Raw genomic sequence first — 22,531 nt, 5'->3', positions numbered from 1 at the left:
CCCCCGGTCAAGGGGGAGGGGATCCGGCGGCCACCGGCCCGCGCCTCGAACCGGGCAGCCCTCCTTGACCTCCTTGAACTTCCAGAAGGTGTCGAACCATGACAGTCGCCATCGACCGAGCGACCGGCAAGCGGCGCGGTGAGCGGGAACCACGGCCCGGACCGGTGCAGCGGCTGAGGAACGGCCTGAACAAGCACTGGTACGCCTACGCGATGGTCGCCCCGGTGGCGATCGTCCTCGGCGTCCTCGTGCTGTACCCGCTGGGATACGGCCTGTACCTCACCCTCACCGACGCCACCAGCCTGAACACCGCCCGCACGATCGGCGTCAACGAGATCGACGCCACCTACGAGTTCATCGGCCTGGACAACTACGCCGACATCCTGTGGGGCCCGACGTCCTACGACCGCTTCTGGTCCCACTTCCTGTGGACGGTCTTCTGGACGGCGGCCTGTGTCACCCTGCACTACGGCATCGGACTCGGCCTCGCCCTGCTGCTCAACCAGAAGCTGCGCGGCCGCACCCTGTACCGCATGATCCTGGTGCTGCCCTGGGCGGTGCCGACCTTCGTCACCGTCTTCGGCTGGCGGTTCATGCTCGCCGACGGCGGCATCATCAACAGCGGTCTGGAGTTCCTGCACCTGCCGACGCCGTCCTGGCTGGAGGACACCTTCTGGCAGCGGTTCTCCGCGATCATGGTCAACACCTGGTGCGGCGTGCCGTTCATGATGGTCTCGCTCCTCGGCGGCCTGCAGTCGATCGACGCGAGCCTGTACGAGGCCTCCGAGATGGACGGCGCGAGCGCCTGGCAGCGCTTCCGCTACGTCACCCTGCCCGGCCTGCGCTCGGTCAGCACCACGGTCGTCCTGCTCGGCGTCATCTGGACGTTCAACCAGTTCGCCATCATCTTCCTGCTGTTCGGCAACACCGCCCCCGACGCGCAGATCCTCGTGACCTGGGCCTACCAGCTGGGCTTCGGGCAGCAGCCGCGCGACTACGCCCAGTCCGCCGCCTACGGGATCCTGCTGCTGTCCATCCTGATCGTCTTCACCTCCTTCTACCGCCGCTGGCTGAACCGCAACGAGCAGCAGCTCGCGATCTGAGGCAGGAGTCCGAAATGAGTACGACCACCGTCGAGACCCCCGCCCCGTCGGCCGAGCGGCGCCCCGCGAAGGCCCCGGGCCGGACGCGCCGGCGCGGCGAGCAGAGCCGCGCGGCGTCCCTCGCCTCGCACGCCGTGCTGATCGTCGCGAGCCTGACCGCGCTCTTCCCCGTCGCCTGGCTGTTCTTCCTGTCCCTCGGGCCGGACAAGGACGACTATCTGCACCCCGGGCGCATCTGGGGCAAGATGACGTTCGACAACTACGCGTTCGTCCTGCAGGACACCAGCTTCTTCGACTGGCTGAAGAGCACGCTGGTCGTGGTGCTGGGCACGACGCTCATCGGCGTCGTCGTCGCCGCGTCCACCGGCTACGCGGTCTCCCGCATGCGGTTCCCGGGCTACCGGAAGCTGATGTGGGTGCTGCTCGTCACCCAGATGTTCCCCATCGCGGTACTGATCGTGCCGATGTACCAGATCCTCTCGGATCTGCAGCTCATCGACAGCTACCTTGGTCTCATCCTTGTCAACTGCACCACCATCGTGCCGTACTGCGCCTGGCTGATGAAGGGCTATTTCGACACCATCCCGTTCGAGATCGACGAGGCCGGGCGCGTCGACGGGCTGACCCCCTTCGGCACGTTCGCGCGGCTCATCCTGCCGCTCGCCAAGCCGGGACTCGCGGTCGCGGCGTTCTACAGCTTCCTCACGGCCTTCGGTGAGGTCGCGTTCGCCTCGACGTTCATGCTGAGCGACGACAAGTACACGTTCGCCGTCGGTCTGCAGACGTTCGTCAGCGAGCACGACGCACAGCGCAACCTCATGGCCGCGACGGCCGTGCTGATCGCGATACCGGCCGCCCTCTTCTTCTACCTCGTGCAGAAGAACCTGGTGACCGGGCTCACCGCCGGCGGCACCAAGGGGTGACCCCCGTGCCCTTCGGGGCGCTGCCGAACGGCATGTCACAAGCCCGAGGCGGCCGCGGTGCCCATCCGACCCCGCTGTGCCGCGGCCGCCTCGTCACCCCACCACGTCCCACATGACCACACCCCAGTTACGCATCAAGGACGACATGAGCCAGCACTCAGCTGCACCTGCCCCCACCTCCGGCTCCACCGTGGCCGTCGCCAAGCGCCGCGACTGGTGGCGGGACGCGGTGATCTACCAGGTGTACCCGCGCAGCTTCGCCGACAGCAACGGTGACGGCATGGGCGACCTGGAGGGTGTCCGCACCCGTCTGCCGTACCTGCGCGACCTCGGCGTGGACGCCGTGTGGCTCAGCCCCTTCTACGCCTCGCCGCAGGCCGACGCCGGATACGACGTCGCCGACTACCGGGCCGTCGACCCCATGTTCGGCAACCTCCTGGACGCCGACGCGCTGATCCGCGACGCCCACCGGCTGGGGCTGCGCATCATCGTCGACCTGGTGCCCAACCACTCCTCGGACCAGCACGAGTGGTTCAAGCGGGCCGTGGCCGAAGGGCCGGGATCGCCGCTGCGGGACCGCTACCACTTCCGCTCCGGCAAGGGCGAGAACGGCGAGCTGCCGCCCAACGACTGGGAGTCCATCTTCGGCGGCCCGGCCTGGACCAGGGTCACCGAGCCCGACGGCACGCCCGGCGAGTGGTACCTGCACCTGTTCGCCCCGGAGCAGCCCGACTTCAACTGGAACCACCCGGCCGTCGGCGACGAGTTCCGCTCCATCCTGCGCTTCTGGCTCGACATGGGCGTCGACGGCTTCCGCATCGACGTCGCGCACGGGCTGGTGAAGGCGGACGGGCTGCCCGACCTTGGATCCCACGACCAGGTGAAGCTCCTGGGCAACGATGTCATGCCGTTCTTCGACCAGGACGGCGTGCACGAGATCTACCGGCAGTGGCGGCTGATCCTCGACGAGTACGCGGGGGAGAGGATCTTCGTGGCGGAGGCCTGGACCCCGACCATCGAGCGCACCGCGAACTACGTCCGTCCCGACGAGCTGCACCAGGCCTTCAACTTCCAGTACCTGAGCACCCACTGGGACGCGGCCGAGATGCGCGAGGTCATCGACCGCACCCTGGAGGCCATGCGCCCGGTCGGCGCCCCGGCCACTTGGGTGCTGTCCAACCACGACGTCACCCGGCACGCCACCCGCTTCGCCAACCCGCCCGGCCTCGGCACCCAGATCCGCCTGGCCGGCGACCGGGAACTGGGCCTGCGCCGGGCCCGGGCCGCGACCCTGCTGATGCTGGCGCTGCCCGGCTCGGCCTACATCTACCAGGGCGAGGAGCTGGGCCTGCCCGACGTCGTCGACCTGCCCGACGAGGTGCGCCAGGACCCGGCGTACTTCCGGGGCGCGGGCCAGGACGGCTTCCGGGACGGCTGCCGGGTGCCGATCCCGTGGACCAGGACCGGCTCGTCGTACGGCTTCGGCGACGGGGGCAGCTGGCTGCCGCAGCCGGCGGAGTGGGGCGAGCTGAGCGTCGAGGCGCAGAACGGGGTGCCCGGCTCCACGCTGGAGCTGTACCGGGCCGCGCTCGGCGTGCGCCGGGAGCAGCCCGACCTCGGAGCCGGCACGTCCGTGGAGTGGCTGCGGGCGCCCGAGGGCGTACTCGCCTTCCGGCGCGGGGAGTTCGTGTGCGTCGCCAACACCACCGGGGAGTCGGTGGCGATGCCGGCGTACGGCCGGGTGCTGGTCGCGAGCGGTGAGATCGTGCAGGTCGACGACGAGGCGAAGGTGCCCGCCGACACCACCGTGTGGTGGACCACCGCGACGACTGCCTGATTTTCCTCCGAATTTCGCACGGCCCGCTGCCCTTTCGGGCGGCGGGCCTTTACCATCTGCGTCACCGCAAGGTTTCTGAACCTTGCAGCAAGAGCCTTCAACGAAGAAGGAAACCCCACATGGCACGCAGACACCTCTCCGCCGCCGTCGCGCTCGCCGCGGCTGCGGTTGTCATGCACCCGACTACCGCCCCTGCCTCCCCACCGGGCACCAAGGACGTCACCGCCGTCCTCTTCGAGTGGAAGTTCGCCTCCGTCGCCCGCGAGTGCACCACCACCCTCGGCCCCGCGGGCTACGGCTACGTGCAGGTCTCCCCGCCCGCCGAGCACATACAGGGCCCGCAGTGGTGGACCTCGTACCAGCCGGTCAGCTACCGGATCGCCGGGCGGCTGGGAGATCGCGCCGCCTTCCAGAACATGGTGAACACCTGCCACGCGGCCGGTGTGAAGGTCGTCGTCGACACCGTCGTCAACCACATGTCGGCGGGCAGCGGCACCGGCACCGGCGGCTCGTCGTACACCAAGTACAACTACCCCGGCTTGTACTCCTCGTACGACTTCGACAACTGCACCTCGCAGATCACCAGCTACCAGGACCGCGCGAACGTCCAGAACTGCGAGCTGGTCGGCCTCGCCGACCTCGACACCGGCGAGGACTACGTCCGCAGGACCATCGCCGGGTACATGAACGACCTGCTCTCCCTCGGCGTGGACGGCTTCCGCGTCGACGCGGCCAAGCACATGCCGGCCGCCGACCTCGCGAACATCAAGTCCCGGCTGAGCAACCCGTCGGTGTACTGGAAGCAGGAGGTCATCTTCGGCGCCGGCGAGGCCGTACAGCCCACCGAGTACACGGGCAACGGCGACGTCCAGGAGTTCCGCTACGCCTACGACCTCAAGCGGGTCTTCAACAACGAGAACCTCGCCTACCTGAAGAACTACGGCGAGGGCTGGGGCTACATGAACAGCGGCGTCTCGGGCGTCTTCGTCGACAACCACGACACCGAGCGCAACGGCTCGACCCTCAGCTACAAGGACGGGGCCACCTACACCCTGGCCAACGTCTTCATGCTGGCCTGGCCCTACGGCGCCCCGGACATCAACTCCGGCTACGAGTTCACCGACCACGACGCCGGCCCGCCGAACGGCGGCCAGGTGAACGCCTGCTGGCAGGACGGCTGGAAGTGCCAGCACAACTGGCCGGAGATCAAGTCCATGGTCGCCTTCCGCAACGCCACGCGCGGCCAGGCCGTCACCAACTGGTGGGACAACGGCGGTGACGCCATCGCCTTCGGCCGGGGCGGCAAGGGCTTCGTGGCCATCAACCACGAGTCGGGCTCCCTGACCCGGACGTACCAGACCTCGCTGCCGGCGGGCACGTACTGCAACGTGCAGAACAACACGCCGGTGACGGTGAATTCGGCCGGGCAGTTCACGGCCACCCTCGGCGCGAACACGGCTCTGGCGATCCACGCGGGCAGGTCCGCCTGCTGAGGCCGGACACCGCGGGCGGCCCCGCCCGTCACCCCCTGGGGCGGCCGGGGCCGCTGTTCCAGACCAGCACACCTGGTTGAAAGTTCTTTCCAACAGTTTCAAGACTCTTGCTGTAAGGGTTTCGGCGGCGATACGGTCGCGCGGGGTCGGACCCGAGAGAGCCGCAATCGCTAGGAGCCCATCTGTGATACCGAGATGGCCGGTGCCGTCCAGGCGCCGTACCGCACGTGCCGGACGGGTCGCCGCGGTCACCGCCGCCGCGCTGGCCGCCACACTCGTCCAGCCGCTCGCCGCCGGGGCGGCCACCCCGCCGGCGCCTCCGTCCGACGCCCGGCTGGCCGCCGAGCCCGCCCGCCACGACGCCACCCGCGAGCAGTTCTACTTCGTCCTGCCGGACCGTTTCGCCAACGGCGACCCGCGCAACGACAAGGGCGGTCTGACCGGTTCGCGTCTGACGACCGGCTACGACCCCACCGACAAGGGCTTCTACCAGGGCGGCGACCTCAAGGGCCTGACCAAGAGGCTCGACTACATCAAGGGCCTGGGCACCACCGCCCTGTGGATGGCCCCCATCTTCAAGAACCAGCCCGTGCAGGGCACGGGGGCGAACGCCTCCGCCGGCTACCACGGCTACTGGATCACCGACTTCACCCAGGTCGACCCGCACTTCGGCACCAACGAGGACCTCGAAACCCTCATCGACAAGGCCCACGACAAGGGCATGAAGGTCTTCTTCGACGTCATCACCAACCACACGGCGGACGTCGTCGACTACGAGGAGAAGTCCTACGACTACCTCGCCAAGGGCGCCTTCCCGTACCTGACGAAGGACGGCAGGCCGTTCGACGACGCCGACTACGCCGACGGGCGGCGGGGCTTCCCCGAGGTCGGCCGGGACTCCTTCCCGCGCACCCCCGTGGTCACCCAGCGGAACAAGGTGCCGTCGTGGCTCAACGACCCGACGATGTACCACAACCGCGGCGACTCCACCTTCGCCGGTGAGAGCTCCACCCACGGCGACTTCTCCGGGCTCGACGACCTGTGGACCGAGCGGCCCGAGGTCGTCAGCGGCATGGAGAGGATCTACCAGCGCTGGGTGCGGGACTTCGACATCGACGGCTTCCGGATCGACACCGTGAAGCACGTCAACATGGAGTTCTGGACGCAGTGGGCCACCGCCCTCGACGCGTACGCGGCCAAGCAGGGCCGGGACGACTTCTTCATGTTCGGCGAGGTCTACTCGGCCGACACGAACGTCACCGCCCCCTACGTCACCGAGGGCCGGCTCGACGCCACCCTCGACTTCCCCTTCCAGGAGGCGGCCCGTCAGTACGCCTCCCAGGGCGGCAGCGCGCAGAAGCTCGCGGGTGTCTTCGGCGACGACTACAAGTACACGACCGGCAAGGCCAACGCGTACGAGCAGGTCACCTTCCTCGGCAACCACGACATGGGCCGCATCGGGACGTTCCTCAAGCAGGACAACCCCAAGGCCACCGACGCCGAGATCCTCGCCAAGGACAAGCTCGCCAACGAGCTGATGTTCCTCAGCCGGGGCAACCCGGTCGTCTACTACGGCGACGAGCAGGGCTTCGCCGGCCCGGGCGGCGACAAGGACGCCCGGCAGAGCATGTTCGCCTCGCGCACCGCCGACTACCTGGACGACGACCGCATCGGCACCGACGCCACACACGCCGAGGACGCCTATGACACCAAGGCGCCCCTCTACCGGCAGATCAGCGCCCTCGCCCAGCTCCGCAAGGCCCACCCGGCGCTCACCGACGGCGTCCAGCAGCAGCGGTACGCGGCCGACGGGCCCGGCGTCTACGCCTTCTCCCGCACGGACGCGAAGACCGGCACCGAGTACGTCGTCGCGTTCAACAACGCCGCCGACGAGAGGACCGCGACCTTCGCGACCGGCTCGGCCGGCATGACCTTCCGCGGCCTCTACGGCACCGACGCCTCCGCGAGGAGCGACGGCGACAAGAAGCTCACCGTGACCGTCCCGGCCGGCTCGGCGATCGTCCTCAAGGCGGCGGGCAGGCTCGCGAAGCCCGCCACCGAACCGTCCCTCACCCTCAAGGCCCCCGCGGCCGGCGCCACCGGCACCGTGGAGCTCTCCGCGGACGTCGAGGGCGGGCAGCTCAACCGGGTCGTCTTCGCCGCGCAGACCGGCACCGGGAAGTGGCGGGTCCTCGGCTCCGCCGACCACGCCCCCTACAAGGTCACGCACACCGTCGGCAAGGACGTGGCACCGGGCACCGCCCTGCGCTACAAGGCCGTCGTGGTCGACTCGGCCGGCCGCACCGCGAGCGCCCTGGCCGCCTCCACCACCGGCACCCCGCCCGTCGCGGAGCCGCCCGGCGCGTCCTCCCGCGACTACGCGATCGTCCACTACAAGCGCGCGGACGGCGACTACGCCGACTGGGGCCTGTACGCCTGGGGCGACCTCGCCGAGGGCGAGGCCACCGAGTGGCCCGACAGCCACCCCTTCACCGGCCGGGACGCCTACGGCGCCTTCGCCTGGGTCAAGCTCAAGCCCGGCGCCTCGAACGTCGGCTTCCTCGTCATCGACAAGGACGGCACCAAGGACGTCGCCACCGACCGCACGATCGACGTCACCAAGACCGGCGAGATCTGGATCGAGCAGGGCAAGGAGACCGTCACCACCGAGCGCCCCGACCACCCGGCACCGGACAGGAGCAAGGCCGTCCTGCACTACCACCGGGCCGACGGGAACTACGACGGCTGGGGTCTGCACGTCTGGACCGGCGCCGCCGACCCCACCGACTGGTCGAACCCCCTCGAGCCGGTCGACACTGATGCCTATGGCGCAGTCTTCGAGGTGCCGCTCACCGAGGGTGCCACCAGCCTCAGCTACATCATCCACAAGGGCGACGAGAAGGACCTGCCCACCGACCGGTCGCTCGACCTCAAGGCCGACGGCCACGAGGTGTGGCTGGTGAGCGGCCAGGAGAAGTACCTGCTCCCGCAGCCCGCGGGCTCTGCCGCCGCCCTCGACCTGACCACCTCCAAGGCGGTCTGGATCGACCGGAACACCCTCGTCTGGAACGGCTCCGACGCCGCCGCCTCCACCCAGCTGCAGTACTCCCGCGACGGCTCGGTCAAGGTCGAGGACGGCGCCCTGACCGGCGAGGCGAAGTGGCTGCGCCTGTCGAAGGGCGAGCTGACCGACGCCCAGAAGGCGAAGTTCCCGCACCTGAAGGAGTACGACGCCTGGACCGTCGACCCGCGTGACCGCGACCGGGTCCGCGAAGCCCTGCGCGGCCAGGTCGTCGCCACCCGGCACGCGGCCAACGGGGCCGTGCTCGCGGCGACCGGCGTCCAGATCGCCGGAGTCCTCGACGACCTCTACGACGCCACCAAGGCCGATCTGGGACCGACGTTCGCCAAGGGCCGCCCCACCCTGTCCGTGTGGGCGCCGACCGCGCAGTCCGTGGCCCTGGAACTGGACGGCAGGACCGTCGCCATGCGCCGCGACCCCGCCACCGGCGTCTGGTCCGTCACCGGCCCGGCGTCCTGGAAGAACAAGCCCTACCGCTACGTCGTGCGGGTCTGGGCGCCCAGCGCCCGCCAGGTCGTCACCAACAAGGTCACCGACCCCTACGCCCTCGCCCTGACCACCGACTCCCGGCGGAGCCTCGTCGTCGATCTGGACGACAAGGACCTCAAGCCGGCCGGCTGGTCGACGTACACCAAGCCGAAGGCCGTGCCGCTGCGGGACGCCCAGATCCAGGAGCTGCACGTCCGGGACTTCTCCGTCGAGGACCGCACCGCGAAGCACCCCGGCACCTACCTCGCCTTCACCGACAAGGCGAGCGACGGCAGCAGGCACCTGCGCGAGCTGGCGAAGGCCGGCACCTCCCACGTGCACCTGCTGCCCGCCTTCGACATCGCCACCATCCCGGAGCGCGGGGCCGACCAGGCGCGGACCGACTGCGACCTCGCCTCCTACCCGGCCGACTCCGACAAGCAGCAGGAGTGCGTCGGGAAGATCGGCGCCAAGGACGCCTACAACTGGGGCTACGACCCGTACCACTACACGGTCCCCGAGGGCTCCTACGCCACCGACCCGGACGGCACGGCCCGCACGGTCGAGTTCCGCAGGATGGTGAAGGCCCTCAACGACGACGGGCTGCGGGTCGTCATGGACGTCGTCTACAACCACACCGCGGCCAGCGGCCAGGAACGGACGAGCGTCCTCGACCGGATCGTGCCCGGCTACTACCAGCGCCTGCTCGCCGACGGCTCGGTCGCCAACAGCACCTGCTGCGCCAACACCGCCACCGAGAACGCCATGATGGGCAAGCTGGTCGTCGACTCGATCGTCACCTGGGCCAAGCAGTACAAGGTCGACGGCTTCCGCTTCGACCTCATGGGCCACCACCCGAAGGCCAACGTCCTGGCCGTCAGGAAGGCCCTCGACGCGCTGACCCTCGACAAGGACGGCGTCGACGGCAAGAAGATCATCCTGTACGGCGAGGGCTGGAACTTCGGCGAGGTCGCCGACGACGCCCGGTTCGTCCAGGCCACGCAGAAGAACATGGCCGGCACCGGCATCGCCACCTTCTCCGACCGGGCCCGCGACGCCGTCCGCGGCGGCGGCCCCTTCGACGAGGACCCCGGCGTGCAGGGCTTCGCGTCCGGCCTGTACACCGAGCCCAACTCCGCCAAGGCCAACGGCACCCCGGCCGAGCAGAAGGCCAGGTTGCTGCACTACCAGGACCTCATCAAGGTGGGCCTGACCGGCAACCTGAGCGCCTTCGCCTTCACCGACACCAGCGGCAAGCAGGTCAAGGGCTCCGAGGTCGACTACAACGGCGCCCCCGCCGGATACGCCGACGCGCCCGGCGACGCCCTCGCCTACGCCGACGCGCACGACAACGAGTCCCTGTTCGACGCGCTCGCCTTCAAGCTGCCCGCTTCGGTGAGCGCTTCCGACCGGGCCCGGATGCAGGTCCTCGCCATGGCGACGGCCACCCTCTCGCAGGGCCCGGCCCTCTCCCAGGCGGGCACCGACCTGCTGCGCTCCAAGTCCCTCGACCGCAACTCCTACGACAGCGGCGACTGGTTCAACGCGATCCACTGGGACTGCCGGGACGGCAACGGCTTCGGCCGCGGACTGCCGATGGCGGCCGACAACGCCGGCAAGTGGCCCTACGCCAAGCCCCTGCTGAGCACGGTGAGGGTGGGCTGCGAGCAGATCGAGGGCGCCTCGGCGGCCTACCGCGACCTGCTGCGGATCCGCGCCGCCGAGCCGGACTTCTCCCTCGGCACGGCCGAGCGGGTGCAGTCCCGGCTGTCCTTCCCGCTGTCCGGCACGGACGAGACGCCCGGCGTGATCACCATGCGGCTCGGTGACCTCGTCGTCGTCTTCAACGCCACGCCCCAGCGGCAGGAACAGCGCGTCCCCGACCTGGCCGGAACCGGCTACCGGCTGCACCCCGTGCAGGCGGCGGGGTCCGACGCCACCGTGAAGTCCTCCGCGTACGCGGAGCAGTCCGGGACGTTCACCGTTCCGGGACGCACGGTCGCGGTCTTCACCCGGACCGCGGGGTAACGCACCCGGACGGGGCGGACCGCCACCGGCGGTCCGCCCCGTCTGCGGCTAGGGTGAGCCCACCGACCCGGAACAGGAGTGCTGATGCCGCAGATCACCGTCGACTATTCCGCCGGCCTCGCGGACGACTTCGACCGGCCCGGTTTCGCGAAGGCGCTGCACGAGGCCACGGTCGAGATCGCCGCCGCCAAGCCGCCGGCCTGCAAGACCCGGTTCCGCCGGACCGAGGACATCGTGGTCGGCCCCGACGCCGAGGGGCACGCCCATGTGCACGTCCACATCGCGCTGCTCGCCGGCCGCACCGACGAGACCAAGGCCCGGCTCACGCAGGCCGCGCTGGAGCTGCTGCGGACGCATCTGAAGCCCGCCGCGGGCGTCGCGCTGCACGCCTCCGCCGAGGTCCGCGACCTGGACCCCTCGTACGCCAAGTCCGAGACCTGAGCGGCCTCAGGTCGCCAGGGCCAGCAGCCGGCCGGCCAGGTCCGCGAACGGGCCGTCGGCCGGCTCGTCCTTGACGATGCGGCGCAGCAGGGCGGCCATCTCCTCGTCATAGGCGGCGCTGACGGCGGCGAGCGCGGCGAAGTCGTTGACGAGCTGGGGCTCCAGCTCCTCGCGCGGGATGCGCCGCCCGTCCAGCCAGATCAGCGCCGTCGACTCGGCGAGCGAGATCCAGGACCGCACGACCAGTTCCAGCCGCGCGGGCGGATCACTCACGCCCAGGTGCGAAAGGATCTGGACATACGCGGCCTGCCGTACGGAGTCGATGAGCGCGTTGGTCGTCGAGGACCCGACCGCCGGGCCGCCGCGCATCAGGGCGGAGAAACCGGGCCCGTGCTCGTCCACGAAGTCGAAGTAGCGGCGCATCACGCGCAGCAGCCGGGCCCCCAGCGGTCCCTCGTGCGGCTCCACGAACCGGGCCGCCAGATCGTCCGAGGCCCGCTGCAACGCGGCCTCGTACAGGCTGAGTTTGCCGGGGAAGTAGTGGTAGACCAACGGGCGCGAGATGCCCGCGGCCGACGCTATCTCGTCGATCGAGACCTCGTCGGGCGAGCGGCGGCTGAACAGTTCGAGGGCGACGCCGATCAACTGCTGCCGCCGCTCCTCGACTCCCATTCTGCGGCGAACCCCGGTAGTCATACGAACACCTTACCGATCGATTCCAGCCGCGAACGGTCCGGAGCGTTCGCCGAGGTCCGCCCAGGGCCACCGGGCCGTCGCCGGAACCGCGCGTCAGCGCAGCCCGCCGACCGAACGCCCGTCCTCCAGCGTGCCCTTCAGCTCCGCCTGCGCGCCCTGCTCGGCCGGCACGGTGAGCAGACTGCCCGGCGCCGACCCGTCGACCCCGCCGGTCGCCCGGATCGAGGCGGTCCGCCGGCTGCCGGCCGCCAGCAGGTACCAGTCGCCCGCCTTCGCCTTCCACAGCACGCCGGCCAGCACGTGCGGATCCCGCGCCCCGCACGCCGGGACGTTCTCGGCCTTCGCCGCCACCGCCCCGTACGCCCCGCCCGGCGTGTGGAACTGGGCCAGCACCCGCGCCCCGCCGCCCCGCCAGGTCTCCGCCCGCGTGCACACCCACGCCGCCGAGCCGCTCGCGTCGGGCAGCGGCTGCTCGTTGAACGCCCAGGCGTTGATGCTGCGCACCCCCGCCGAGCGGACCGTGCCCAGCGAGCAGGCGAACGGCTGCCACGTGCGCAGCGCCGCGGCGCCGGACACCTCGCCCGGGGAGCCGGGCCGGCCGGTGGTGAGCCGGGCCGGGACCAGTTCGCCGAGGTCCGTCAGCAGCCGGGTCCTGGTGCCGTCGGTCACCTGCAGCACGTTCCACGAGGTGCACGGGCCGGAGCGCACGGCCGGGCTGGCCAGCGGGGCGGTCACCCCGTCGTCGAGCGCGAGGTCCATCGCGCCCGAGCGCGGCTTCAGCAGATCCCGCTCGGCCGCTTTCTCGACCCAGGGGGCGGTCAGGTAGCGGACGTTCCCGTCGGCCCGGCCGAGGACCACTGCGCCGGCCTCGGCCCGGGAGGCCCCGTCGACCCGGGCGAAGTCGAGGGCGGCCCCCTGCGCGCCGTCCTTCGGCTCGGCGTACCGGGTGATGCGCAGCCCGTCGTAGAGGATCACCACGCGGGCGGCGTCGACCGTCCCCGCGTACAGCAGCTGGGGCGGTCCGGCCGGGCCGCCGGAGGGGGTGCCGGGCGTCGCGGATACCTGGACCGTCTCCCCGGGCCGGGCCCACACCGCGAGGGCGCGGCGCAGCAGGGCGTCGTCGCCGGTGAGGTCGCCCCGGGCGGGCCACACGGAGAAGTCGGTGCGCGCCGAGACACGCCACGCGGCGGCGGGGACCCGGGTGAGCTTCGCCGGGTCGAGGGCGGCCTGGGCGGCCGGGTTCCGCGCGTACGGAGGTGCGGCGGCGCCGTCGGGGCCCCAGCCCTCGCCGGGCAGTCCGAGCAGCGCCCCGCACACCAGCAGGGCCGCACCGGCGGCCAGCGCGGCCTTCAGGTGCTGGCGGCGCCGCATCAGGTCGGTGGGGCGGGCCTGCAGCGAGCAGGGGTCGAACTCGGGGGAGTCCAGCAGGCCGAACTGCTCGGGGACGCCGCCGGCCTCCAGCAGGGCACCCTCCGGATCGGCGACGCCCGCCGCCGCGAGTACCTCGCGCGCGCCGTCGTCCGTCAGCCGCTCCACGCCGCGCAGCGCGTACGCGGCCCGGGCCGGGCCCGACAGCGTGGAAAGCCGCTGGTCCAGCGCGAGTTCGTCGGCGCCGCCGGAGCGCGGGAAGAGCTTCAGCCCCCACACCTGCGGCAGCAGCGGCGGCAGCTGGGACCGCTTGGGCCAGGCCCTGAGCCGCAGCGGCAGTCCGGCCTCCAGCGCCGTGCGCAGCACCTGGAGCCGGACCAGGGCGTAGCCCGGGTCGCCGTCCCGGCCGGTGGACTGGGCCGGGATCACGGGTGCCGGGGTGCGGTTGCGGGGAAGCGCGCGCTGGGTGAGGGCGTGTGCGGTCAGCACGCGCCGGCTGCGGCCCAGGCCGGGCGGCAACACCAGGTAGGCCAGCCGGACCAGCCGTGGATAGTGCTCGACGAGGGCGGCCTCCGCCTGCTCGACGTCGACGACCGGGCCGGCCGGGGAAGAGGCTGCGGGGCGCTGGGCGACATCCTGTGACTGCACGTTCAGCAGAACGAGCGAATCGGTGGATGGTCACCTGACCGCGGAGCTGTCAGGCCCCGGGCCCTCCCTCGGGCTCGACCAGCAGCCGGGCGTAGTTCGCCATCGACCGCTGGTAGCGCGGCAGGTGCGGGGCGAGGGCGCCCAGGGCCAGCGACAGGGCCTCGCGGTCGCGGCCGAGGCTGGACAGGCACAGGGCGAGACAGGCGCGCACGGCGTCGTCCAGCTCGTCGGAGGGGGCGTCGAGTTCGGTTTCCAGCAGCTTGACGCCCTCCTCGGCCTGCCCGATGTTCCGCAGCGAGCTGGCCAACTGGATCTTCGTCCGGCGGGTCTTGTAGGGACTGACGCCGGCCAGACCCCGGGCCAGCGCCTCCCGGTACAGCGGGACGGCCCGGTCCGAGTGGCCGGTCGAGTCCCAGGCGCAGGCCTGCTCGAAGGGGCCCAGCGGGCTGTCGCCGGGCAGTTCGGCCACCAGGGCGTCGACGTCGGCGCGGAAGCGGGCCTCGTCCTCCTCCGTCTCGGCGTACTCGTCGAAACGGTCCCACAGGGCGGCCACGCGGTCTTCCCAGTCCTGGTTCACGCGCCCACCCTCGCACGGCAGTGCCCATCGGGACAGCGGAATTTTGAGCAGTCCGGGCCCCGCGGCCGTATCGAGGGGGAGAGCCTCGTGCCAGGGCTCCGTGCGGCATGCGTCCGGACCGTGCCGTGACAAGGACCGGAGGAACAGATGAGGGTGACCCGACCGATGCTCGCGCTGAGCGGCGCGGTGGCGATACTGGCGCTGGCCGGCTGCGGATCCGGCGGCGAGCACGAGGCGGCCGCCGTGCCCGAGGCGGTGACCGGCAGCCTGGAGCACATCGCGGCCCAGGCCGAGTGCGAGCCGAACATGCAGACCGACGCCGACACCATCCGTCAGGCCATCTGCAAGAAGGGCAAGGAGAAGTACGTCCTCGCCACCTTCGCCACCGACCGCGGCCAGCGCGAATGGCTCAACGGCGCCAAGGACTACGGCGGCTACTACCTCGTCGGCCGCAAGTGGGTCGCCGTCGGCCAGGAGAAGACCGTCCTGGCGCTCCAGGGCACGCTCGGCGGGACGATGGAAGAGGGCTCCGAGCACATGAACCCCGGCGGCAGCCACAACCGCGGCGGCCACCACGGCTGACCACGAGGCACGTCCGGGCATGCGAAAGCCGGCGGTGGGAGATCCCACCGCCGGCTTTCACCGGGTCCGCACTACTGGCAGTCCTCGCCGTTGTTGATGCACTGGACCATCTCGTTCATCAGGTCCTCGTCGAAGAAGTTGATGAAGTCGTTGTGGTCGGTGATCGGCTTGTGCAGCTGCTCCGGGAAGGAGTCCACCGCGAAGGCGTTCTGCACCTGCCCGTTGTTGATCTGCGGCGCCTGCACGTCGTAGACCAGGCGGACCTGGAGCTGGGGGATGGCCTGGAAGCCGTTCGAGCAGGTGCCGTCCGCCTCCACGAAGTCCACGTGGGTGCGGTGGTTGGCGCTGTCGATGTTCTGGCCGTCCCAGCAGCTCTGGAAGTTGGACGTGCGCACCACGGAGCTGCCCTGGGGGCAGATCGGGTACTTGTCCGTCACCTGCCGGTCCTCGAAGCCGGTGCAGCTCCAGGAGGTGTTGGCGTTGTTCAGGCCGTTGGTGAAGGACTTGGCGTCACCGGTGATGATGCGCAGGGCCTTCGGCATCGCGACGACGTCGCTGGTGCGGTTGCCGACGAACTTCAGCTGCGCCTCGGCCGGCTCGACGATCTTGCCGACGTTGCCGTCCTGGCCGCCGCCGGGCTGACCCTGGTCGATGTCCTGCGAGCCGTCCTGGACGCGCAGGACCGGCCAGAAGTACGAGGACTTGTCGCCCTGGTTCTGGCAGGTGGTCTGGGCGTTGGCCAGGTCCTCGTCGCTCGCGAAGGCGTTGTTGCTCTGGTTGCCGACGTAGTCGTGCTGGTGCTGCGCGCCGTTCGACACACCGGGCGCCACGATCACGTTGTCGGAGTTGCGGTTCTCGTTCTCGTTGGTGCCGCAGTTCGTGGTGAACGAGCCCGTGGAACCGCCCTCGCCGTTCGCGGCGAGGCCGTTGGGCAGGTTGCGGGAGTTCGGCTGGACGTCCTCGATCTTGATGAAGTCCGCCGCCGCCGGGCCGTTGCCGGCCTGACCACCGTTGCCGCCCTGGCCGTTGCCCTGGCCGCCGTTGCCCTGACCGCCGTTGTTCTGGCCGCCGTTGTTCTGGCCCTGGTCCTGGCCGCCGTTGTTCTGGCCGCCGTCGTTCTGGCCGCCTCCGGCGTTGCCGTCGTTGGTGTTCGGGTTCGCGGCCATGCCCTTGCACCCGGCGAACCTGCCGAGGTTGGGCGCCTTGCCGCCCACCCGCCGGATGTTGATGCCGATCCGGTCGAGGGCCGCGGTCCGCTTCGACTTCAGCGGGCCGAGGATGGCGTTGTTGACGAAGCCGGGGTCGCCGGCCTGGGCCTGGCGCGTGGAGGCGAGCCGCGAGTACGCCTCGCTGATCTGCTTGTCGAGGTTCGCCAGCTCCCGGTCCACCCCCCGCCGGGCACGCTTGGGCACCTTGGTCAGTTTCTGACCGACGTCCGGGCACTGGATCGTGGCGATCTGCGCGCCCGCGGCCTTCGTCTGGTTCGCCGAGTTCTCCTCGTGCGCCGAGGCGTAGAAGTTTGCCCAGATCAGCCCGCCCCCACCGAGCGCTAGGGCCGCCGATGCGGCAATGGCCTTGGTGGCCAGCGGCGTACGGCGTTTTCTTGTGTTGCGTCCCATGGAACTCCTCTGACTTCCTTTTTCGGGGGCATCGAGGCGCCCGACAGGAGTGAAGCGGCTCCCTTCCATACGGAGGCCGTCCCACGGGTGTTCAGAGGTCCCGGGAATTGATGCGAGATTCGTGTGGACTCTGTGTGCTCAACAGCCCCTGGAGCACCGGGAGTTGTCGATCCCGCACCGTCGGTGAATGAGCAGGTCCGGTTTCACCGGCCGTGGTCGAGATACGCGAGAACCGCCAGCACGCGCCGGTTGTCGTCGTCCGAGACCTCAAGGCCCAGTTTGGCGAAGATGTTCGCGGTGTGCTTGGCGATCGCCCGTTCCGTCACGACCAGTTTCCCGGCGATCGCCGCGTTGGACCGGCCCTGCGCCATCAGCTCCAGCACCTCCAGCTCCCGGGGCGTCAGCCGCGCCAGCGGCCGGTCGCCGCCCGACTGCCGCGCCAGCAACTGCTGGATGACCTGCGGATCCATCGCCGTACCGCCGGCCGCCACCCGCCGTACGGCGTCCACGAACTGCTCGGCGTCGAACACCCGGTCCTTCAGCAGATAGCCGACGGCACCGCTGCCGTCGGCGAGCAGCTCACGCGCGTACAGCTGCTCCACGTGCTGGGACAGCACCAGCACCGGCAGGCCGGGCCGCTCGCGGCGGGCGTCGAGCGCGCACTGCAGCCCCTCGTCGGTGTGCGTGGGCGGCAGGCGCACGTCCACCACGGCGACGTCCGGTTCCAGCTCCGCCAGGGCGGCGGCCAGTTCGGGCCCGGACTCGACGGCCGCCGCGATCTCGAAGCCGTGCGCCTGCAGCAGCCGGACGAGTCCGTCGCGCAGCAGGAAGAGGTCTTCGGCGAGGACTACGCGCAAGGGATCTCCATGGTGACCATGGTGGGGCCGCCCGCGGGGCTGCTGACGGCCAGGACGCCGTCGAATGTACCGAGTCGCCGCTCGACGCCGGCCAGGCCCGAACCGGTCCCGATCACCGCGCCCCCCTTGCCGTTGTCCGTCACGGTCGCCCGCAGCATGCCGTCCGTCCGGTGCAGGTCGACCCAGATCCGGTCCGCGCCCGAGTGCTTCACGGCGTTGGCGAGCACCTCGCTCACCGCGAAGTACGCGGCCGACTCCACGGGCGCCTCGGCACGCCCGGGCAGGTCCACGCTCACCTCGGTGGGCACCGGCAACCGCAGCGCCAGCGCCCGCACGGCGTCGCCGAGACCGCGCTCGGCGAGCACCGGCGGGTGGATGCCGCGCACCAGCTCGCGCAACTCGGTCAGGGCCTCCACCGAGGACTTGCGGGCCTGCGCGATCAGCTCCCTGGCCTGGGCCGGGTCCTTGTCCAGGAGCGCCTCGATAGTGCCCAGGTCCATGCCGACGGCGACCAGCCGGGCCTGTGCCCCGTCGTGCAGGTCCCGCTCGATGCGCCGCAGTTCGGCCGCCGAGGCGTCGACCGCGTCCCGCCGCGTCTCGGTCAGCACCCGCACCCGCTCGGCCAGCTGCACCTGGTCGCCGCCGAGCATCGCCCGGGTCAGCCGGAAGTGGGCGTCCAGCAGGCGCGGGGTGAAGAAGTGCGCGAAGAACACGATGACCAGGGCGAGGGCGGCGGCACCCAGCGCCGACGCCTGGCCCGTCACCGGCACGAAGCCGTACCAGTACCCGTCGGGGAAGACCCGCCACAGCCCGAGGGCGAGCGCGAACCCCTCCAGCGGCCAGATCAGCAGCGCGGCCGACAGCAGCGCGGTGGTGAATCCCACGGTCATGTCGACCGGCAGCCACCTCAGGTCCCGCCAGGTCGCCGGGTCGCGCAGCATCCCGAACGTGCGGGCCCAGGGGTTGGCACCCTCAGGCAGCGGCCGGTACGCCGGGGGGATCCGCACCCCGCCCCACTCGGCCGCGAGCACCCGGCGCCAGTTCGCGAACGCCCGCACCCCCGTCAGCACGTACGGCGTGGTGACGAGCCCGACCCCGATCGGGATGAGCCCGATCGAGACCGCGGACAGGCAGAAGCACAGCACCGCCCCGGGCAGGGAGATCAGGGCCAGGGCCAGCCCTCGCACCGCGGCGAGTCCCATGCCCCGCCCCGCCGTCCGCAACCCGCTGGTCCTCGTGTCGATGGTCATGGCGTTCAGTCTGGTCGAGCGGGCGTGCGCGGTCACGGGGCCCGGCACCCGGCCCGGGGGTGGTGCTGCCTACACCCCCCCGGGGCGGCCGGTGGCTCAGGAACCCGCGCCGGCCGCGAGCACCTTCGCCTCCACCTCCGGATCCAGCCCCTTGCCCGTCCGGTCCGGCCGCTGCGGCGCGACCCCGCCGAGGGCCCGCAGCCAGCTCCAGGTGTCGGCCACGGTCTCCTCGACGGGCCGGCAGCGCAGACCGGCCGCGAGCGCCCGGGAGACGTCGGCGCTGTGCAGGGCGTCGTGCAGGTCGCTGCCCGGCGGCACCCACACCGGCAGCTGGACCCACGGTTCGATGCCCGCCTCCAGGATCACCCCGGGCTCGGTCCACCGGAGCTCGGCCGCACCGCCGGTGACCCGCGCGCAGGCGTCGAGGAGGGTGTGCATCGTGGCGTGCCCCTGCGGACTGATGAGGTTGTACGGCCCGCTCAGCCCCTGCTCCGCCGCGCCGAGGATCCACTCGGCCAGATCCCGGACGTCGACGTACTGCAGGGGCAGCTCCCGCGGCCCCGGCGCCAGGACCGGGCCGCCGCGGGCCATCCGGTTCAGCCACCACGGGAGACGGCCGACGTTCTCGTACGGGCCGAGGATCAGCCCGGCCCGGACGAGCACCGACCGGTCCGGACCGAAGGCGTCCAGGGCGGCCAGCTCGCCGCCCCGCTTGTCCCGGGCGTAGTCGGTCGCCCCGGCCTCCGCCGAGGCTCCCTCCACCAGGGGCGCGTCCTCGCCGTACCCGGCGGGCGGTGCCCAGGCGTACACCGAGCAGCTCGACACGTACACGTACCGGCCGGCGCGGTCCCGCAGCAGCCGCGCCGTGTCCCGTACGGCCCGGGGCGCCGCCGACCAGGTGTCGACGACGGCGTCCCACGCGCCGGTGTCCTCGGCCAGGGCGGCGAGCCCGCCGGGCGCGGTGCGGTCGCCGTGCAGCGACCGCACGCCCGGCGGCGCCTCGTGCCGCCCCCGGTGGAAGACGGTCACCTCCCAGCCCCGCGCGAGCGCCGCCTCCACGACGGCCCGCCCCGCGAACTCCGTACCACCCAGCACCAGAAGTCTCATGCCGAGGACTCTGCCCGGTGCGGCGAGGGGACGGAACGGGGATCTGCTGTCAGCAGACGCGGATCACCGCTCCACCGGCGGCACGTACTTGTAGCCGACGCGGCGCACCGTGCGGATCGCGTCGCGGTGCTCCGCGCCCAGCTTGCGGCGCAGGCGGGCGATGTGGACGTCGACCGTGCGGCCGTCGCCCACGTGGCCGTAGCCCCACACCGTGCCGACCAGCTGGTCCCGGGTGTGCACCCGGCCCGGGTGGGCCACCAGGTGGGCGAGGAGCTCGAACTCCAGGTACGTCAGGTCGAGCGGCCGCCCGTCCACCTGGGCGGTGCGCTGCACGGTGTCCACCCGGATCAGCGGCTCGCCGCCCGGCTCGGTCGCGGCCTCGGGCGCCGCGGGCCGGTCGGGGACCGCCACCGGGAACGGGGGCTGCTGGTCGGCGGGGACGAGCACCAGATAACCGATCATCGGCGGCTGCCCGGGCAGCGCCGGCAGGGTGTGCGGGGGAGCCGGCAGCCAGGTGGCCCCGGGCGGCAGCAGATCCGCGACCGTCACCACCTCGTCCCGGTCGACGGCGCGCAGCCGGTGCCGGGGGCCGTGGGGGGCGGGGGAGTCGAGGGTGGCGGTGGACAGGGAACGAGTGGTCGCCATGAGAGGTCAGCTCTTTCGCGCGAAGGGTTCGTCGGGAGGTCGACGGCCGCGAGTTCGTGGTCGGGGCCGCCGAGGACGTACGCGGTGCGCGCTGGCCGAAGGCCGGGGTGTACGGCTTTAGAGGGCCGGCGCGTTCGTCGCGCGGCAACACACCCGGTCGAAGTCGTGGTGCTGACGGGAAGGCCAGAAGGGCTCGAGGTCATGGCGACCCGTCGCGGTGTGCTTCTGGTAGCTGGCCATGGGCCCATTGAAGCAGACGGGGGCCGACCGCCGGGACCCTTCTCTCACTGCTTGGACATCGAGCGGATGTCGGGTGCGTCACCCCATCGTCCGTTCGCGCCGGGCCAGGGGGCCGTGGGCCGCGCGGCGGTCTCCCGGCCGGGCGGCGGGGCCGGCAGCCGGATTTCTCCCGCTCCCAGCGCACCATCACCCAGGCGACGACAGGGGGCGCCCACCGCGCACGGTGAGCGCCCCCTGACAAGCCCCGCGGGACGGGATCAGACCTGGCCGGCCTTCTCCAGCGCCGTGCAGCAGGTGTCGACGAGCAGACGGGTCACCACGTACGGGTCGACGTTGGCGTTGGGACGGCGGTCCTCGATGTAGCCCTTGCCGTCCTTCTCGACCTGCCACGGGATACGGACCGAGGCACCGCGGTTCGAGACGCCGTAGGAGAACTGGTCCCACGGGGCGGTCTCGTGCAGGCCGGTCAGGCGGTCGTCGATGCCGGCGCCGTAGTTCTTGACGTGGTCGAGCGGCTTGGAGCCCTCGCCGAGCGCCTCGCACGCGGTGATGATCGCGTCGTAGCCCTCGCGCATCGCCTTGGTGGAGAAGTTGGTGTGCGCGCCCGCGCCGTTCCAGTCGCCCTTGACCGGCTTCGGGTCGAGGGTGGCGGCGATGTCGAAGTCCTCGGCGGTGCGGTAGAGCAGCCAGCGGGCCACCCACAGCTGGTCCGAGACCTCCAGCGGGGCCAACGGGCCCACCTGGAACTCCCACTGGCCGGGCATGACCTCGGCGTTGATGCCGGACAGGCCGAGGCCGGCCTTCAGGCAGTTGTCGAGGTGGGCCTCGACGACGTCACGGCCGAAGATCTCGTCGGCGCCGACGCCGCAGTAGTAACCGCCCTGCGGGGCCGGGAAGCCGCCCTTGGGGAAGCCGAGCGGGTAGCCGTCCTTGAAGAACGTGTACTCCTGCTCGATGCCGAAGATCGGCTCCTGCGCCGCGAACTTCTCCGCCACCTCGGCCAGCGCGGCCCGCGTGTTGCTCGGGTGCGGGGTGAGGTCGATGTTCAGCACCTCGCACAGGACCAGGACGTCGTCGCCGCCGCGGATCGGGTCCGGACAGGTGAAGACCGGCTTGAGCACGCAGTCCGAGGCGTGGCCCTCGGCCTGGTTGGTGGAGGACCCGTCGAAGCCCCAGATCGGCAGCGCGTCGAGACCGGCGGGGGAACCCGTGATGATCTTGGTCTTGGAACGCAGTTTGGCCGTCGGCTCGGTGCCGTCGATCCAGATGTACTCAGCCTTGAAGGTCACGGGCCACATCCTTCGGGGGTGTGTCTGGGCGCGTATCGCGGGTGCTGCGGCGCTGCGGCACTGAAACGCCGCGCGGTGCTGCCCGGCAGCCTCGCAACGGGCGATTTCCCGGCCATTGCCCGAATGTGAACCCCGTGTTACCTGGTGGCGCTGCGCCGCACCTCACGCTGTGAGGGTGTTTCGCCCCGGGACAGGCGCAGTTCACCGGCTACCCCCCGGTCAGCCGGTGAACTGCGCCGTGCGGCCCTGACGTGCCGGTCCCGCCGCCCCTGGCCGGG

Annotated in this window: 16 protein-coding genes; 7 read left to right on the top strand and 9 right to left on the bottom strand. The window is 71.3% G+C overall.

Going from position 1 to position 22,531, the window contains the following annotated elements:
* Positions 1 to 98 precede the first annotated feature (98 nt).
* The 6 genes from ABTZ58_RS19510 to ABTZ58_RS19485 all read left to right on the top strand — a co-directional run bounded on the left by ABTZ58_RS19510 (position 99) and on the right by ABTZ58_RS19485 (position 11,375).
* Positions 99 to 1,103, top strand: a complete 1,005-nt coding sequence (locus ABTZ58_RS19510; protein ID WP_351357856.1) for a carbohydrate ABC transporter permease — start codon at positions 99 to 101, stop codon at positions 1,101 to 1,103.
* 14 nt (positions 1,104 to 1,117) lie between these two features.
* Entirely contained in the window at positions 1,118 to 2,026 is a 909-nt protein-coding gene (locus tag ABTZ58_RS19505) for a sugar ABC transporter permease (RefSeq protein WP_309096289.1), read from the top strand.
* A 112-nt stretch (positions 2,027 to 2,138) separates the two neighbouring features.
* Positions 2,139 to 3,863 (top strand): glycoside hydrolase family 13 protein, encoded by a 1,725-nt coding sequence (locus ABTZ58_RS19500; RefSeq protein WP_502996099.1) that lies wholly within the window; start codon positions 2,139 to 2,141, stop codon positions 3,861 to 3,863.
* Positions 3,864 to 3,982: 119 nt separating this feature from the next.
* Positions 3,983 to 5,356 (top strand): alpha-amylase, encoded by a 1,374-nt coding sequence (locus tag ABTZ58_RS19495; RefSeq protein WP_351357853.1) that lies wholly within the window; start codon positions 3,983 to 3,985, stop codon positions 5,354 to 5,356.
* 184 nt (positions 5,357 to 5,540) lie between these two features.
* Positions 5,541 to 10,934 (top strand): pullulanase-type alpha-1,6-glucosidase, encoded by a 5,394-nt coding sequence (pulA, locus tag ABTZ58_RS19490; protein WP_351357850.1) that lies wholly within the window; start codon positions 5,541 to 5,543, stop codon positions 10,932 to 10,934.
* Between the two features lie 84 nt (positions 10,935 to 11,018).
* A complete protein-coding gene (locus ABTZ58_RS19485) occupies positions 11,019 to 11,375 on the top strand; it encodes a 5-carboxymethyl-2-hydroxymuconate Delta-isomerase (RefSeq protein WP_351357847.1) in 357 nt (118 codons plus the stop codon).
* Positions 11,376 to 11,381: 6 nt separating this feature from the next.
* Here the strand turns inward: ABTZ58_RS19485 and ABTZ58_RS19480 are convergent, their stop codons facing one another.
* The 3 genes from ABTZ58_RS19480 to ABTZ58_RS19470 all read right to left on the bottom strand — a co-directional run bounded on the left by ABTZ58_RS19480 (position 11,382) and on the right by ABTZ58_RS19470 (position 14,664).
* Positions 11,382 to 12,071 (bottom strand): TetR/AcrR family transcriptional regulator, encoded by a 690-nt coding sequence (locus ABTZ58_RS19480; protein WP_309096285.1) that lies wholly within the window; start codon positions 12,069 to 12,071, stop codon positions 11,382 to 11,384.
* A 93-nt stretch (positions 12,072 to 12,164) separates the two neighbouring features.
* Complete coding sequence (locus ABTZ58_RS19475) at positions 12,165 to 14,087, bottom strand: amino acid adenylation domain-containing protein (RefSeq protein ID WP_351357844.1); 1,923 nt, start codon at positions 14,085 to 14,087, stop codon at positions 12,165 to 12,167.
* Positions 14,088 to 14,136: 49 nt separating this feature from the next.
* A complete protein-coding gene (locus tag ABTZ58_RS19470; protein ID WP_351357841.1) occupies positions 14,137 to 14,664 on the bottom strand; it encodes a tetratricopeptide repeat protein in 528 nt (175 codons plus the stop codon).
* A 147-nt stretch (positions 14,665 to 14,811) separates the two neighbouring features.
* On the opposite strand from ABTZ58_RS19470, the gene ABTZ58_RS19465 reads away from it, so the two are divergent.
* On the top strand, positions 14,812 to 15,246 hold the full coding sequence (locus ABTZ58_RS19465) for a hypothetical protein (protein ID WP_351357838.1): 435 nt from the start codon (positions 14,812 to 14,814) through the stop codon (positions 15,244 to 15,246).
* A 71-nt stretch (positions 15,247 to 15,317) separates the two neighbouring features.
* On the opposite strand, the gene ABTZ58_RS19460 is transcribed toward ABTZ58_RS19465, so the two are convergent.
* The 6 genes from ABTZ58_RS19460 to glnII form a co-directional block, all read right to left on the bottom strand.
* Complete coding sequence (locus ABTZ58_RS19460; protein WP_351357835.1) at positions 15,318 to 16,865, bottom strand: DUF1996 domain-containing protein; 1,548 nt, start codon at positions 16,863 to 16,865, stop codon at positions 15,318 to 15,320.
* A 203-nt stretch (positions 16,866 to 17,068) separates the two neighbouring features.
* Positions 17,069 to 17,722 (bottom strand): response regulator, encoded by a 654-nt coding sequence (locus ABTZ58_RS19455; protein WP_351357832.1) that lies wholly within the window; start codon positions 17,720 to 17,722, stop codon positions 17,069 to 17,071.
* Complete coding sequence (locus tag ABTZ58_RS19450) at positions 17,713 to 18,972, bottom strand: sensor histidine kinase (RefSeq protein WP_351357829.1); 1,260 nt, start codon at positions 18,970 to 18,972, stop codon at positions 17,713 to 17,715. Before ABTZ58_RS19450 ends, ABTZ58_RS19455 begins: the two co-directional genes overlap by 10 nt.
* 96 nt (positions 18,973 to 19,068) lie before the next feature.
* A complete protein-coding gene (locus ABTZ58_RS19445; RefSeq protein ID WP_351357826.1) occupies positions 19,069 to 20,079 on the bottom strand; it encodes an SDR family oxidoreductase in 1,011 nt (336 codons plus the stop codon).
* Between the two features lie 63 nt (positions 20,080 to 20,142).
* Positions 20,143 to 20,724 (bottom strand): winged helix-turn-helix domain-containing protein, encoded by a 582-nt coding sequence (locus tag ABTZ58_RS19440; protein ID WP_351357823.1) that lies wholly within the window; start codon positions 20,722 to 20,724, stop codon positions 20,143 to 20,145.
* Between the two features lie 497 nt (positions 20,725 to 21,221).
* On the bottom strand, positions 21,222 to 22,253 hold the full coding sequence (glnII, locus tag ABTZ58_RS19435) for a glutamine synthetase (protein ID WP_351357820.1): 1,032 nt from the start codon (positions 22,251 to 22,253) through the stop codon (positions 21,222 to 21,224).
* Positions 22,254 to 22,531: the final 278 nt, after the last annotated feature.

The organism is Streptomyces sp. NPDC094143, assembly GCF_040303825.1.
Classification (GTDB): Bacteria; Actinomycetota; Actinomycetes; order Streptomycetales; family Streptomycetaceae; genus Streptomyces.
Note: the sequence above shows the minus strand (reverse complement) of the source record. Positions and strands in the feature narration are given on the sequence as shown.